The organism is Streptomyces capillispiralis, assembly GCF_007829875.1.
In the GTDB taxonomy this organism is placed as follows: domain Bacteria; phylum Actinomycetota; class Actinomycetes; order Streptomycetales; family Streptomycetaceae; genus Streptomyces; species Streptomyces capillispiralis.
In genome coordinates, this window is record NZ_VIWV01000001.1 from 3,373,938 (window position 1) to 3,387,554 (window position 13,617).

Annotated in this window: 12 protein-coding genes; 10 read left to right on the forward strand and 2 right to left on the reverse strand. The window is 73.1% G+C overall.

What is annotated here, in order from left to right; genetic code table 11:
* Nucleotides 1-46 precede the first annotated feature (46 nt).
* The 5 genes from FHX78_RS14120 to FHX78_RS14140 all read left to right on the forward strand — a co-directional run bounded on the left by FHX78_RS14120 (nt 47) and on the right by FHX78_RS14140 (nt 7,119).
* Nucleotides 47-1,303, forward strand: coding sequence for a sensor histidine kinase (locus FHX78_RS14120; RefSeq protein WP_229923831.1), 1,257 nt, complete (start codon nt 47-49; stop codon nt 1,301-1,303).
* A gap of 110 nt (nt 1,304-1,413) precedes the next feature.
* A complete protein-coding gene (locus tag FHX78_RS14125) occupies nt 1,414-2,790 on the forward strand; it encodes a sensor histidine kinase (RefSeq protein ID WP_145867784.1) in 1,377 nt (458 codons plus the stop codon).
* A 416-nt stretch (nt 2,791-3,206) separates the two neighbouring features.
* Nucleotides 3,207-3,920, forward strand: coding sequence for a LuxR C-terminal-related transcriptional regulator (locus FHX78_RS14130; RefSeq protein ID WP_280117376.1), 714 nt, complete (start codon nt 3,207-3,209; stop codon nt 3,918-3,920).
* Nucleotides 3,921-4,139: 219 nt separating this feature from the next.
* Nucleotides 4,140-6,068, forward strand: a complete 1,929-nt coding sequence (locus FHX78_RS14135; RefSeq protein WP_145867785.1) for a 2-oxoacid:acceptor oxidoreductase subunit alpha — start codon at nt 4,140-4,142, stop codon at nt 6,066-6,068.
* On the forward strand, nt 6,061-7,119 hold the full coding sequence (locus FHX78_RS14140) for a 2-oxoacid:ferredoxin oxidoreductase subunit beta (RefSeq protein ID WP_145867786.1): 1,059 nt from the start codon (nt 6,061-6,063) through the stop codon (nt 7,117-7,119). Before FHX78_RS14135 ends, FHX78_RS14140 begins: the two co-directional genes overlap by 8 nt.
* 33 nt (nt 7,120-7,152) lie before the next feature.
* Here the strand turns inward: FHX78_RS14140 and FHX78_RS14145 are convergent, their stop codons facing one another.
* A complete protein-coding gene (locus FHX78_RS14145; RefSeq protein ID WP_145867787.1) occupies nt 7,153-7,557 on the reverse strand; it encodes a winged helix-turn-helix transcriptional regulator in 405 nt (134 codons plus the stop codon).
* Between the two features lie 91 nt (nt 7,558-7,648).
* Here FHX78_RS14145 and FHX78_RS14150 point away from each other — a divergent pair, with 91 nt between their 5' ends.
* From FHX78_RS14150 to FHX78_RS14160, 3 genes are all read left to right on the forward strand, one after another.
* Complete coding sequence (locus tag FHX78_RS14150; protein WP_145867788.1) at nt 7,649-8,503, forward strand: SDR family oxidoreductase; 855 nt, start codon at nt 7,649-7,651, stop codon at nt 8,501-8,503.
* Between the two features lie 163 nt (nt 8,504-8,666).
* Nucleotides 8,667-9,728 carry an EamA family transporter RarD gene (gene rarD / locus FHX78_RS14155; protein WP_145867789.1) on the forward strand — a complete coding sequence of 354 codons (1,062 nt, stop codon included), beginning with the start codon at nt 8,667-8,669 and terminating at the stop codon, nt 9,726-9,728.
* A 71-nt stretch (nt 9,729-9,799) separates the two neighbouring features.
* Nucleotides 9,800-10,273, forward strand: a complete 474-nt coding sequence (locus FHX78_RS14160; RefSeq protein WP_145867790.1) for a VOC family protein — start codon at nt 9,800-9,802, stop codon at nt 10,271-10,273.
* Between the two features lie 60 nt (nt 10,274-10,333).
* On the opposite strand, the gene FHX78_RS14165 is transcribed toward FHX78_RS14160, so the two are convergent.
* Nucleotides 10,334-11,695, reverse strand: coding sequence for a tetratricopeptide repeat protein (locus tag FHX78_RS14165; RefSeq protein ID WP_145867791.1), 1,362 nt, complete (start codon nt 11,693-11,695; stop codon nt 10,334-10,336).
* A 160-nt stretch (nt 11,696-11,855) separates the two neighbouring features.
* On the opposite strand from FHX78_RS14165, the gene FHX78_RS14170 reads away from it, so the two are divergent.
* Complete coding sequence (locus FHX78_RS14170) at nt 11,856-12,362, forward strand: DUF6668 family protein (RefSeq protein ID WP_145867792.1); 507 nt, start codon at nt 11,856-11,858, stop codon at nt 12,360-12,362.
* A 13-nt stretch (nt 12,363-12,375) separates the two neighbouring features.
* Nucleotides 12,376-13,557, forward strand: coding sequence for an amidase (locus FHX78_RS14175; RefSeq protein WP_229923830.1), 1,182 nt, complete (start codon nt 12,376-12,378; stop codon nt 13,555-13,557).
* The last annotated feature ends 60 nt before the right edge of the window (nt 13,558-13,617 follow it).

Consider the following 13,617-nt stretch of genomic DNA (forward strand, 5'->3'; position numbering starts at 1 on the left):
GTCCACCTCATGGCGCAGACCCCCGGCTCCGGGCACGCTGATGCACATGACCGAACCATTGTCACCCCCGGGCCCGCCGATGACGGCGGTCCCGGACCCCGCCGGGCACGGCGACCGCCCGCCACCGGCCCGTTTCGCGTACGACGCGCACACCTGGAAGGAGATAGCCCACCTCCTGGCGAACCTCCCGGTGTCGCTGATCGGCTTCGTCTATGTGACGGCCATGCTGTTCACGGGGGTCGGACTGACCGTCACGGTGATCGGGTTCCCGCTGCTCGCGGCGGGGCTGACGGGTGCGCGGCTGCTGGGCAGGATGGAGCGGGCGCGGGCCAGGAAGCTGCTCGGGGTGCGGGTGGAGGAGCCGAGCCGGCTGCCGCGTGGTTCCGCCGGGTTCTGGCCGCGGCTGTGGATGGCGGTCAAGGACCCGGTGGGCTGGCGCACGGTCCTGTACGAGCTGATACGCCTGCCGTGGGGCATCCTCACCTTCGTCGTCACCCTGACCGGTCTGTTCGTGCTGTGGCCGGTGCTCCCGTTCGTGGTGCGGGGCCTAACCAACGCGGACCGGGCGATGGTGCGCGGCCTGCTGTCGCCCTCCGACGAACTGGAGCGGCGCATCGCCGAGCTGGAGTCCGACCGGGGCGTCGTGGTGGACACGGCGGCGGCGGACCTGCGGCGCATCGAGCGCGATCTGCACGACGGGGCGCAGGCCCGGCTGGTGGCGCTGGCGATGGGACTGGGGCTGGCCAAGGAGAAGCTCCTGGAGGACCCCGACGCCGCGGCGACGATGGTGGAGGAGGCGCACGGCGAGGTGAAGCTGGCGTTGCAGGAGCTGAGGGATCTGGCGCGGGGCATCCATCCCGCGGTCCTGACCGACCGGGGTCTGGACGCCGCCCTCTCCTCGGTCGCCTCGCGCTGCACGGTGCCGGTGAAGGTGACGGTCGATCTGGACGAGCGGCCGGCCGCCGCCATCGAGGGCATCGCCTACTTCACCGTCTCGGAGCTGCTGCAGAACGTCAGCAAGCACAGCGGGGCCCGGTCCTCGGCGGTGGACGTGTGGCGGTCGGAGGGCCGGCTGCTCATACAGGTGTGGGACGACGGGCGCGGGGGCGCGAGCCTGGACGGCGGGACGGGCATACGGGGACTCGCCGACCGGCTGGGCGCGGTGGACGGGCTGTTCGTCGTCGAGTCGCCGGAGGGCGGTCCGACGACGGTGACGGCGGAGCTGCCGTGGCGGGACCGTTCCGGCGCCCTGGCCGAGGATGCCCGGCCGGCCAAGGGGGCGTCCGTCCGCGGCCGGAGGTAGGGAAAACCCCCCGTTCAAGACTGCGACGGACTCCATGGCCCGCCGACCTGCGGCGGAGCAGTCTGGAGGTACGACAGCACAGCCGCCGGACGAGGAGAAGGACGACGCCGATGGCCACGGACTACGGACAGGGCTACGGACAGGGCTACGGGCTCGACACGAGGCCGGAGCACTCCGGGGGTGCCGAGAAGCGGCGGCACCGGCTGCCGGCCGCGTTGCGGGCGCCGGTCGAGGGGCGCACCTGGCGGGAGCTGGCCTATGTGCTGCTGAGCCTGCCGATCAGCATCCTGCTGTTCGTGTACGCGGTCACGATGGTGTCGCTGGGAGCGGGCCTGCTGGTGACGTTCCTCGGCGTCCCGGTGCTGGCGGCGGCGCTCGCCGGCTGCCGCGGCTTCGGGGCGGTGGAGCGGGCGCGGGCGCGCGGGCTGCTGCGCCTGGAGGTGGCCGAGCCGGAGCCGTTGCGGATGAAGCGGCAGGGGTTCATGGCGTGGATCGGTGCCGTGCTCAAGAGCGGCGCCTCGTGGCGGGCCCTGCTGTACGCGGTGCTGCAGCTGCCGTGGGCGGTGCTCTCCTTCGTCGTCACGGTGAACGTCTGGCTGCTGGGCTGGTCGCTGCTGACGTATCCGCTCTGGTTCTGGGTGTTCCCGGTGTACGCCGGGCAGGAGGGCATACAGCTGTACGGCGACGAGCACCACCGGATCTATCTGGACAACCCGTTCGAGATCACGGTGACCGCGCTGATCGGTCTGCTGTTCACCCTCGCCACGCCGTGGATCGTGCGGGCGCTGACGATGGTGGACCGGTTGATGGTGCACGGGTTGCTGGGACCGTCCCGGCTGGCCACGCGGGTGGTGGAGCTGGAGTCGGACCGGGGGGTCGTGGTGGACACGGCGGCGGCGGACCTGCGGCGCATCGAGCGGGATCTGCACGACGGGGCGCAGGCCCGGCTGGTGGCGCTGGCCATGGATCTAGGGCTGGCGAAGGAGAAGCTGCGGGAGGACCCGCGGGTCGCGGCGCAGATGGTGGACGAGGCGCACGGTGAGGTGAAGACGGCGCTGCAGGAGTTGCGGGACCTGGCCCGCGGCATCCATCCGGCGGTGCTGACCGACCGGGGTCTGGACGCGGCGCTGTCCGCGGTGGCCTCCCGGTGCAGGGTTCCGGTGCAGGTGGAGGTGGACCTGACGGAGCGGCCCGCGCCGGCCATCGAGGGGATCGCCTACTTCACCGTCTCGGAGCTGCTGCAGAACATCAGCAAGCACGCGCGGGCGACCTGGGCGGCCGTGGAGGTGTGGCGGACGGAGAACCGGCTGATGCTCCAGGTCGTGGACAACGGTGTGGGCGGGGCGGATGTGTCCGGGGGTTCCGGCCTGTCGGGTCTGGCGGAGCGGCTGGACGCGGTGGACGGTGTCCTGGTGGTGGACTCGCCGTCCGGCGGCCCGACCCGGGTGACCGCCGAACTGCCGTGGCGCGCGGAGCGGGCCCGCTGACGGCGGGCACGACGGGCCCGATGACGGCGGGCGGAATCCACCCGATGCCGACAGGCTGAGCCGCCACCCGGGAAGCACCAGGCCGGTGGCCCGGCAAACCGGCGGACCCGTAGGACCTTCCGTACCCCCAGAGTCCCCCAGAGCCCCCCGGAGCCCCCGAAACTCCCCAGGCGGCGGGTGCGGAGCCACAAGCCCCGCCCGCCCCGCCGCCCCCGCCGCCCCTGCGCGCCGCTCGCGTACGAGACACCGACCGGGCGGGCCGGACCGGACTGGACCGGACAGGACAGGCCGGGACAGGACCAGCCGGGACAGGACCGGACAGGACGGCAAGGCAGCTCGATGACACCCCCATTCGAGTCGCCCCGCCCCATCCCCCGCCGGATGCTGGAATGCTGGACCCGACGGCCGGGCCCGCCATGGGGGCGGGGCAGGGCGACGGGGCTTGGGGGCCGAAGGACGTGGAGGACAGGGTGCGGGTGGTCATCGCCGAGGATTCGGTGCTGCTGCGGGAGGGGCTGACCCGGCTGCTGACCGACCGGGGGCACGAGGTCGTGGCCGGGGTCGGCGACGGCGACGCGCTGATCAAGACCATCGCCGAGCTCGACGGGCAGGACCAGCTGCCGGACGTCGTGGTGGCGGACGTACGGATGCCGCCGACGCACACCGACGAAGGTGTGCGGGCCGCGGTGCAGCTGCGCAAGGCGCATCCGGGCATCGGGGTGCTGGTGCTGTCGCAGTACGTGGAGGAGCGCTATGCCACGGAGCTGCTCGCCGGTTCCAGCCGTGGCGTCGGTTATCTGCTGAAGGACCGGGTGGCCGAGGTCCGCGAGTTCGTGGACGCGGTGGTGCGGGTGGCGCGGGGCGGCACGGCGCTGGACCCGGAGGTGGTCGCCCAGCTGCTGGGGCGCAGCCGCAAGCAGGACGTCCTCGCGGGGCTCACCCCGCGCGAGCGGGAGGTCCTGGGGCTGATGGCCGAGGGACGGACGAACTCGGCGATCGCCAGACAGCTGGTGGTCAGCGACGGCGCCGTGGAGAAGCACGTCAGCAACATCTTCCTGAAACTGGGGCTGTCTCCGAGCGACGGCGATCACCGGCGGGTGCTGGCCGTTCTCACCTACCTCAACTCCTGACCACCGGTACCTCAACTCCTGACCACCGGTACCTCGGCTCCTGACCACAGGTGTCTCAGCTCCTGACCACCGGCCGCCACCGGTGCCGTCGGGTCGTCTCGAAGTCGTGTCCAAGATGCGAATCACCCGAGGAAGGCACCCTTTACGGACGTAGGGTTGATCCAGGGAAGGCCTGCGGGAGGGCCGTCCCGGACAGCCGCCTCGAGGAGGTCCAGTTCAGTGACCAGCCAGGTCAGCAGCCCAACGGAGCAGACCGACGGAACAGTCCTGGGAGAGCAGCGCAAAGCGGCGGGGGCGAAGGACGTCCGCCGGCTCGACCGGGTGATCATCAGGTTCGCGGGGGACTCGGGTGACGGTATGCAGCTCACCGGCGACCGCTTCACCTCGGAGACCGCGTCGTTCGGGAACGACCTGTCGACGCTGCCGAACTTCCCGGCCGAGATCCGGGCGCCCGCCGGCACCCTGCCCGGCGTGTCGTCCTTCCAGCTCCACTTCGCCGACCACGACATCCTCACCCCCGGCGACGCGCCGAACGTGCTGGTGGCGATGAACCCGGCCGCGCTGAAGGCGAACATCGGCGACCTGCCGCGCGGCGCGGAGATCATCGTCAACACGGACGAGTTCACCAAGCGGGCGATGCAGAAGGTCGGCTACGTCTCCAGTCCGCTCGAGGACGGTTCGCTGGACGGCTACCACCTGCACCCGGTGCCGCTGACCACGCTGACCGTCGAGGCGCTGAAGGACTTCGACCTCAGCCGCAAGGAGGCCGAGCGCAGCAAGAACATGTTCGCGCTGGGCCTGCTGAGCTGGATGTACCACCGGCCCACGGAGGGCACGGAGAAGTTCCTGGCGTCGAAGTTCGCCAAGAAGCCCGACATCGCCGCCGCCAACATCGCGGCGTTCCGGGCGGGCTGGAACTTCGGCGAGACGACCGAGGACTTCGCGGTCTCCTACGAGGTGGCACCGGCGGCGAAGGCGTTCCCGCCCGGTGTCTACCGCAACATCTCGGGGAACCTGGCGCTGTCCTACGGTCTGGTCGCCGCGTCCCGCCAGGCGGACCTTCCGCTGTTCCTCGGCTCGTACCCGATCACCCCGGCCTCGGACATCCTGCACGAGCTGAGCCGGCACAAGAACTTCGGCGTGCGGACGTTCCAGGCCGAGGACGAGATCGCCGGCATCGGCGCGGCGCTCGGGGCCGCGTTCGGCGGTTCCCTCGCGGTCACCACGACCTCGGGTCCCGGGGTGGCGCTGAAGTCCGAGACCATCGGGCTGGCCGTCTCGCTGGAACTGCCGCTGCTGATCGTCGACATCCAGCGCGGCGGCCCGTCCACCGGGCTGCCGACCAAGACCGAGCAGGCGGACCTGCTCCAGGCGATGTACGGGCGCAACGGCGAGGCCCCCGTCCCGGTCGTCGCCCCGCGCACCCCGGCCGACTGCTTCGACGCCGCCCTGGAGGCGGCCCGGATCGCGCTGGCCTACCGCACCCCGGTCTTCCTCCTCTCCGACGGTTACCTCGCCAACGGCAGCGAGCCCTGGCGCATCCCCGAGGTGGAGGAGCTGCCCGACCTGACCGTGCAGTTCGCGCAGGGCCCCAACCACACCCTGGACGACGGCGCCGAGGTGTTCTGGCCCTACCTCCGCGACCCGCACACCCTCGCCCGTCCCTGGGCCGTCCCCGGCACGCCGGGCCTGGAGCACCGCATCGGGGGCATCGAGAAGCAGGACGGCACGGGCAACATCTCCTACGACCCCGCCAACCACGACTTCATGGTCCGCACCCGGCAGGCCAAGGTCGACGGGATCGCCGTCCCCGACGTCGAGGTCGACGACCCGGACGGCGCGCGGACCCTGGTCCTGGGCTGGGGCTCGACCTACGGGCCGATCACGGCCGCGGTGCGCCGTCTGCGCGCGGCCGGGGAGTCGATCGCGCAGGCGCACCTGCGCCACCTCAACCCGTTCCCGAAGAACCTCGGCGCGGTGCTCAAGGGGTACGACAAGGTGGTGGTCCCGGAGATGAACCTGGGGCAGCTCGCCACCCTCGTCCGGGCGAAGTACCTGGTCGACGCCCGTTCGTACAACCAGGTCAACGGCATGCCGTTCAAGGCGGAGCAGCTCGCCGCGGCGCTGAAGGAGGCCATCGATGACTGACCCGAACGCGCTTCTGCAGCTGGTGCCGAAGGCCGAGGGCCGGCAGTCCATGAAGGACTTCAAGTCCGACCAGGAAGTGCGCTGGTGCCCCGGCTGCGGTGACTACGCGGTCCTCGCCGCCGTGCAGGGCTTCATGCCCGAGCTGGGTTTGGCGAGGGAGAACATCGTCTTCGTCTCCGGTATCGGCTGCTCGTCGCGCTTCCCGTACTACATGAACACCTACGGGATGCACTCCATCCACGGCCGCGCCCCCGCCATCGCGACCGGTCTGGCCACGTCCCGACGCGACCTGTCCGTGTGGGTCGTCACGGGTGACGGCGACGCCCTGTCCATCGGCGGCAACCACCTGATCCACGCGCTGCGCCGCAACGTGAACCTCAAGATCCTGCTCTTCAACAACCGGATCTACGGTCTCACCAAGGGGCAGTACTCGCCCACCTCCGAGCTGGGCAAGATCACCAAGTCGACGCCGATGGGCTCCCTCGACGCGCCGTTCAACCCGGTGTCGCTGGCGCTCGGCGCCGAGGCGTCCTTCGTGGCGCGCACCGTCGACTCCGACCGCAAGCACCTCACCGAGGTGCTGCGCCAGGCCGCCGACCACCCCGGCACGGCGCTGGTGGAGATCTACCAGAACTGCAACATCTTCAACGACGGTGCCTTCGAGGTCCTCAAGGACCGGCAGCAGGCGGAGGAGGCCGTCATCCGGCTGGAGCACGGCCGGCCGATCCGCTTCGGTGCCGACGGGGCCAAGGGCGTCGTGCGCGACCGGGCTACCGGCGACCTGCGGATCGTCACCGTCACCCCGGACAACGAGGCGGAGGTCCTGGTGCACGACGCCCGCAGCGCCTCGCCCACCACGGCGTTCGCGCTGTCCCGGCTCGCGGACCCGGACACCCTGCACAACACCCCGATCGGTGTCTTCCGCTCCGTGGACCGGCCGGTCTACGACACGCTGATGGCCGACCAGCTCGACACCGCCGTCGACCGGCAGGGCAAGGGCGACCTGGCCGCCCTGCTGGCCGGCGGCGACACCTGGACGGTCGTCGGCTGAGCGCCGCCGCACGTCGTACGGGGCCCGGGCACGCTACCGCGACGCCCGGGCCTCGTCGTACGCCTGCCGGGCCCCGTCGTACGCCTGCCGGGCGGCGAGTACGTCGGGCAGACGCTGCTCGGTCCACAGGGCCAGGCCGCGGATCCGCTCGGCCGCCTCGCGGCCCAGGACGGTGAGGGAGTAGTCGACGCGGGGCGGGATGACCGGCTTGGCGTCGCGGTGAACCAGACCGTCGCGCTCCAGGGTCTGCAGGGTCTGGGTGAGCATCTTCTCGCTGACCCTGCCGATCGCCCGGCGCAGTTCGCTGAAGCGGTAGGGGCGCTCCAGGAGCTGGATGAGCACGAGCACGCCCCAGCGGCTGGTCACGTGCTCCAGGACCAGCCGGTGCGGGCACATCGCCTCGGCCTCGCTTCTCCTGCTCTCATCACTTACCGCCATGCCAGTACCTTACTTCAAAGTGGGTACTTTCCATAAGTTAGCGCATCTCCTAGGGTTAGTGACTCACGCACCCCACAAGGAGTCATGGATCATGAGCATCGTCGTCACCGGAGCCACCGGACATCTCGGCCGTCACGTCGTGGAGCAGCTGCTGGAGAAGGTGCCGGCCGAGCAGGTCACCGCCGTCGTCCGCAGCGCGGAGAAGGGGGCGGACCTCGCGGAGCGCGGCGTACGGATCGCGGTCGCCGACTACAACGCCCCCGAGACCTTCGACGGCCTGTTCGCGGCAGGCGACAGGGTGCTGCTGATCTCCGGCAACGAGTTCGACAAGGGCCGGGTGGGACAGCACCGGGTCGTCATCGACGCCGCGAAGGCCGCCGGTGTCGCCCTGCTCGCCTACACCAGCGCCCCCGGCCCCCTGGGCGCCGCCCTCGCCGACGACCACCGCGGCACCGAGGAGGCGCTGCTGGACTCGGGCGTGCCGTACGCGCTGCTGCGCAACGGCTGGTACCACGAGAACTACACCGAGAACCTCGCCCCGGTGCTCGCGCACCACGCGGTGGTCGCCGCCGCCGGTGAGGGCCGGGTCTCCTCCGCCTCGCGGGCCGACTACGCGGCCGCCGCCGTCGCCGTGCTGACCGGCGAGGGGCACGAGAACAAGACGTACGAGCTCGGCGGCGACGAGGCGTGGAGCTTCGCCGAGTACGCGGCCGAGCTGAGCCGGCAGACCGGCGAGGAGATCGTCTACACCCCGGTCACCGTCGAGGCGCTGACCGGCATCCTCACCGGCGCCGGCCTGCCCGAGCCGCTGGCGGCGATCCTCGCCGGCGTGGACGCCTCCATCGAGAAGGGCGAACTGGTCGTCGACAGCGGCGACCTGTCCCGGCTGACCGGCCGCCCGACCACCCCGCTCGCCGAGGCCGTCGCCGCCGCGCTCAAGGGCTGACAGGAAGGCCCGCGCACCACCCACCCCCGCCCGTCATGACCGTATAGCGGTACGGACATGACAGGCGGGGGTGTCCGGCGTTACCGTCGTCCGGCGGGCATCGCGCGCGCGTTCGGCACGCGTCGCGGGAGACAGGGCACGCGTCAGGCACGAAGGAGGGCCCGTGACCGGGAAGTCGGCCGCAGAGCGGCGCATAGGACTGCTGAACGGCTTCGCGGCGTACGGGATGTGGGGGCTCGTCCCGCTGTTCTGGCCCCTGCTCAAGCCCGCCGGAGCGGTGGAGATCCTGGCCCACCGCATGGTCTGGTCGCTGTTCTTCGTGGCCGCCGCCCTGCTCGTCATACGCCGCTGGGCCTGGGTCGGTGAGCTGCTGCGGCAGCCGCGCAAGCTGGCGCTGATCACGGTCGCCGCGGCGGTCATCACCGTGAACTGGGGCGTCTACATCTGGTCCGTGAACGCGGGGCACGTCGTCGAGGCCTCCCTCGGCTACTTCATCAACCCGCTGGTCACCATCGCGATGGGCGTGCTGCTGCTGAAGGAGCGCCTGCGGCCCGTGCAGTGGGCGGCGGTCGGGGTGGGCGCCTCGGCGGTGCTCGTGCTCACCATCGGCTACGGCCGCCCGCCGTGGATCTCGCTCTGTCTCGCCTTCTCGTTCGCGACGTACGGGCTGGTGAAGAAGAAGGTCAACCTCGGCGGTGTCGAGTCGCTGGCCGCGGAGACGGCGATCCAGTTCCTGCCCGCGCTCGCCTACCTCCTGTGGCTGAGCACCCAGGGCGGCTCCACCTTCGTCACCGAGGGCGCCGGGCACGCGGCGCTGCTCGCCGCGACCGGCATCGTCACCGCCCTCCCCCTGGTCTGCTTCGGCGCCGCCGCGATCCGCGTGCCCCTGTCCACGCTGGGGCTGCTGCAGTACCTGGCCCCGGTCTTCCAGTTCGCGCTCGGCATCCTGTACTTCAAGGAGGCCATGCCGCCGGAGCGCTGGGCCGGTTTCGCACTGGTGTGGCTGGCGCTCACCCTCCTCACCTGGGACGCCCTGCGCACCGCCCGCCGCGGGGCGCGTGCGCTCGCCGACGGGAGCGGTGCTTCCGGGAAGACCGTCACCCCTGTGGCGGGCGGGAGTGCCGAGGCCGGTGGGGCGGCCACCGTCGCAGAGGGGCCCGTTGAGCCCGCCGTGGTCGCGGTGACCGGCGCGTCCGAGGCGGATCCGCTGGAGACCAGGCCGTAAGTCGCCGGTCACCGCGGAGGCCGGAGCGCCGGACCGGCGCGCTGTCGGAGGCAGGCCCTATAACTGGTCGCATGACGCAGACACCCACGCCATCGACGCCGGTGCACTGGAAGGTCGTCGTCGACACGGCCGACCCGCACGCCCAGGCCGACTTCTGGGCCGCCGCCCTCCATTACGTGGTGGAGGACAACAGCGTGCTCATCGGCAAGCTGCTCGGGGCCGGCGCCGTACCGGCCGAGCTGACCGTCGAGTCCCACGGCCGGCACGCCTGGCGCGACCTCGCGGCGGTACGGCACCCCGACGACCCGTACGAGGAGGAGAGCGGCACCGGTCGCGGGCGGCGACTGCTGTTCCAGCGCGTACCGGAGGCCAAGACGGTCAAGAACCGGCTCCATCTCGACCTGCATCCCGGTGCGGGACGCCGGGAGGAGGAGGCCGCGCGGCTGGAGGCGCTCGGCGCGCGGGTGCTGCGGCGGGTGGAGGAGCCGTCCGGGAGCTGGCTGGTGATGACGGACCCGGAGGGCAACGAGTTCTGTCTGCACTGACGGGCCCCTGCCCTCCGGCCGGGCGGGGCGTCGTCGCGGGACCTCGGCCCGTGACAGGCCCTATTCGGTTCGGGCGCGTCCGGTCAGGCGGCCCATGCGGGCGCGGGCGGACTCCAGTTCCTCGATCTCGTCGGCGGCCGGGCCGTCCTCGGCGGTGAGCGCGGTCCACAGCGCGATCAGTTCGTGCCCCAGCTCCAGTCCGAGCTGCGGGTCGCGCACGGCGCGCCATGCGGTGGCGGCGCTGCGGACGTTGCCGTAGGCGGCCTCCGCGTCCCCGGCGCCGCGGCAGATCGCGGCGAGGTCCATGGAGAGCCGGTAGGCGCGCAGCGGCTCCCCCGCCAGGTAGGCGATGTACGCGGTCAGCTCGCGCAGCCGGAGCACCTCGGGATGTTCCGGTCCCAGGGTGGTGGACGCCTCCGCGACGGTCTCCCCGGCCAGCCGGGCCGCCGTGTCGAGCCGGCCGGCCCGGACGGCGTCGTTGATCCGCGCCATGGGTTCGGCGAGGGGGTTGCCGTCCGAGGAGCCGAGGGGCTCGTCACCGAGCACGGCCTCCGCCACGGCGTCGAACCCGCGCGGCGGGGTCGGCCTGGGGTCGGGGTCGAAGACGGGCTCGGACTCGACGACCGGCTCGGGCGCGACAACCGGCGCGGGGCGCCGGAAGGCCTCGGGGTCGGGCCGGGGCGTCGCGTCCATCCGCGGGGGCGGGCCGAACTCACCCGTCGGCGGCGCGACCGTTCCGGGTGGCGTGACCTGCGCCGACTCGGGTACGGCCCGCAGCCGGAACGTCGGTACGGCGTCCCGGGGTGCCCGTGGTTCGGGAAGCGGACGCAGCGTGAAGGTGGGGGTGCCGTCCGGCACGGGGCCCAGCTCCGCCACCGGCTGCGACGGCACCCGCGGCCCCGTCGGCGGCTGCGGTTCGGGGACGACGGGGCGCAGCAGATGCGTCGGCCGGTCGGACCCGGACACGGACCGGTCGGCCCCGGACCCGGACCCGGACACGGACACGGACCGGTCGGTCCCGGGCGTCGGCCGGTCGGGCGCGGAGGTCCGCGCGGGAGCGGGTTCCTCCCCCCGTCCCGGCTCCCGGTCCTGCGGGGTGGCCGTCGGGACCGGCTGTGCCGTGAAGTGGCTCGAACCGTCCGGGTCGACCCGGAGCGGGAGGACGTATCCGATGCGTTCGTCGTGCACGGTGGCGGCGACGGCGTGACCGGAGGCGATGGCGATGCGGTGGAGGCGGTTCAGCACCGCCTGCTGGATCTCCTCGCCGGGCCCCGCGATCACCCGCACTCCGGCGACCAGCGCCCCGGCCGAACCGCCCTCCCCTCCGGCGAGGACACGGACGTCGATCGGCGCTGCCGCAAGGTTCGCCGCATCCGCGGCCTGCTGCTGTTCCCGCTTCTTCTCGCGGCTGAGTCGAGCCATCGTCCCCTCATTCGGGTCGTACACCTACCGTCGAGTCTGTCCGCTCGCCCGCGCTTCTCACGTCACCGCGATGTCACAGCCTCGTCCCAAGGGCCGTCCGCGGCGATTGCCCGCGCGCCCGGCGGCATGAAGGATCGAGGCGGCGAGAAGGAGAGGGGGCATGCGGACCAGCATGCGACAGGGACCGGAGATCTGGATCCGAGGGCCGGTGGCGGTGCCGGAGGCGGCCCCGCCGGAGCCCGCCCGCCCACGGGCGACGGCCCGGCGTTTCTCCTGGGTCGGACTGCACGGCGGCGCGGGCGTCACCACGCTCGCCACGGTCTACGGCGGTCATGACGGCGGCCGTGCCTGGCCCGGCCCCGCCGATCCGCGGTCGGTGCTGCTCGTGGCGCGGACCCACGCGGCGGGCCTGGACGCCGTGGTCCCGGCCGTGGAGCTGTTCCGGCGCGGCGAGGCGCCCTCGGGGCTCGACCTGGATGCCGTCGTCCTGGTGGCGGACGCGCCGGGACGGCTGCCGCGCCCCCTCGTGCAGCGGGTCCGGCTCATCGAGTCGGTGGTCGACGTGTACCGCGTGCCGTGGGTGTCCGAGTGGCGCCTGGGTGACCTGGGCGGCCGCCCGCCGCGTGAGACGGAGCCGCTGGCCCGGCTGACGGGGGCACCACTCTGAGGGGATCGGTGCGGTGAACAGCCGGGAGGACGGCCGGGGGTACGGCCGGCCCGCGTCCGCCTCGGCCGTGGAGATCGCCTCGGCCGTCCGCGGGCGGGGGCTGCGGGCCGTGGACGTGGTCGCGGAGGCGCTGGAGCGGATCGGACGGGCCGATCCGGTGCTGTGCGCGTTCACCGAGGTGTGGAGCGAGCAGGCGCTGCGGCGGGCCGGTGAGGTGGACGGCCGGGTCGCGGCCGGGGAGGCGCTGCCGCTGGCCGGGGTGCCGATCGCCGTCAAGGGGCGGGGCGGGCTGCGGGCGGCGGGGCCGCTGCTCGCGGCCGGTTGCGTGGCCGTGGGCGCCACATCGGTCCCGGGGCCGGGGACGCCCTGGCAGACCTGGGGGCTCGGGGCGCACGGCCGTACCGTCAACCCCTGGCGGGCGGACCGTACTCCGGGCGGCTCCTCGGCCGGTTCGGCGGTGGCGGTGGCGGCCGGGCTGGTGCCGCTGGCGACCGGCAGCGACGGCGCGGGCTCGGTGCGGATCCCGGCCGCGTGGTGCGGGGCCGTCGGCCTGAAGGTCACGGCCGGCCGCCTCCCCTCGCCCGACCGGACGGGCCTGGCGGTGCCCGGGGTCCTCACCCGCACCGCCGCGGACGCGGCCGCCTGGTGGGGGGTGGTGGCGGGGCGGCCGGACCCCGGTGAGGCCTCCGTGTCCCTGCCCGTCACGGCCGTCTGGTCCCCCGACCTGGGTTTCGCGGCCCCGGACCCGGAACCCGTCGCGCGGGCCCGTGCCGCGGTGCGGCGGCTCGTGGACAGCGGAGTCGTACGCCTCGTTCGCCCCCCGGCGGCGCCCCGGCTCCTCGACCCCGCCCCGGCCTGGCTCGCCCTGCGCACGCCGGGAGCGGACCTCGCCGACGCCCACCGCCTCCGGGCGGAGAACGACCGGCGTCTGGACCTCCTGTTCGCCGGGGCCGGACTGCTGCTCACCCCCACGGCCCCCACCCCACCGCACGGCCACGACGGCCCCGGCGACGTCTACTCGACCGCGCTCACCTGGGCCTTCAACGTCAGCGGGCATCCGGCGCTGAGCCTGCCGGCCGGATTCGGCACGGACGGCTGCCCGGCGGGGCTCCAACTGGTGGCACCGCACGGGCGGGAGGCGCTGCTGCTCGCCGTGGCGAGCGAGGCGGAGCGGCGCGGCGCCACCCCCTCCTGAGCTTGCGTGGCGCGCCACCCCCTTCTGAACCTGCGCCGCGCCACCCCCTTCCCCGCCTGC

Excerpts from the sequence above, each read along its gene's own strand:
- FHX78_RS14140 (WP_145867786.1), top strand. The coding sequence starts at position 6,061 with ATGACTGACCCGAACGCGCTTCTGCAGCTGGTGCCGAAGGCCGAGGGC.
- FHX78_RS14165 (WP_145867791.1), bottom strand. The coding sequence starts at position 11,695 with ATGGCTCGACTCAGCCGCGAGAAGAAGCGGGAACAGCAGCAGGCCGCG.
- FHX78_RS14145 (WP_145867787.1), bottom strand. The coding sequence starts at position 7,557 with ATGGCGGTAAGTGATGAGAGCAGGAGAAGCGAGGCCGAGGCGATGTGC.
- FHX78_RS14130 (WP_280117376.1), top strand. The coding sequence starts at position 3,207 with ATGGGGGCGGGGCAGGGCGACGGGGCTTGGGGGCCGAAGGACGTGGAG.
- FHX78_RS14125 (WP_145867784.1), top strand. The coding sequence starts at position 1,414 with ATGGCCACGGACTACGGACAGGGCTACGGACAGGGCTACGGGCTCGAC.
- FHX78_RS14120 (WP_229923831.1), top strand. The coding sequence starts at position 47 with ATGACCGAACCATTGTCACCCCCGGGCCCGCCGATGACGGCGGTCCCG.
- FHX78_RS14150 (WP_145867788.1), top strand. The coding sequence starts at position 7,649 with ATGAGCATCGTCGTCACCGGAGCCACCGGACATCTCGGCCGTCACGTC.
- FHX78_RS14170 (WP_145867792.1), top strand. The coding sequence starts at position 11,856 with ATGCGGACCAGCATGCGACAGGGACCGGAGATCTGGATCCGAGGGCCG.
- FHX78_RS14160 (WP_145867790.1), top strand. The coding sequence starts at position 9,800 with ATGACGCAGACACCCACGCCATCGACGCCGGTGCACTGGAAGGTCGTC.